Raw genomic sequence first — 272 nt, forward strand, 5'->3', positions numbered from 1 at the left:
CTGCGCGTAGGTCAGCGCGTCGCACAGGATCAGGCGGCCTTCGGCGTCAGTGTTGCCCACTTCGATGGTCTTGCCCGACATCGAGGTGATCACGTCCGACGGACGATAGGCGTTGCCATCAATGGCGTTTTCCACCGCCGAACCGACCCGCCGCGTCGAACTGGTGATCGGCATCGGCTATGAAGACAACATCCAGCTGGCGCGCGATACCGCGCTGGCGTTGATGAAGGCCGACCCACGCGTGCTGCAGACACCGGCACCGGACGTGGTGG

The 272-nt window shown here is 64.3% G+C and carries 2 pseudogenes; one reads left to right on the forward strand and one right to left on the reverse strand.

The window, feature by feature from the left end:
- Nucleotides 1-138 (reverse strand): annotated as a pseudogene (locus ABGA94_RS06195) (hypothetical protein); the annotation flags it as partial.
- On the opposite strand from ABGA94_RS06195, the pseudogene ABGA94_RS06200 reads away from it, so the two are divergent.
- Nucleotides 134-272: pseudogene (locus ABGA94_RS06200) on the forward strand (mechanosensitive ion channel family protein); the annotation flags it as partial. The pseudogenes ABGA94_RS06195 and ABGA94_RS06200 overlap by 5 nt on opposite strands.

This window comes from Stenotrophomonas sp. 3diitr2024, assembly GCF_042136455.1.
Lineage (GTDB): Bacteria > Pseudomonadota > Gammaproteobacteria > Xanthomonadales > Xanthomonadaceae > Stenotrophomonas > Stenotrophomonas sepilia.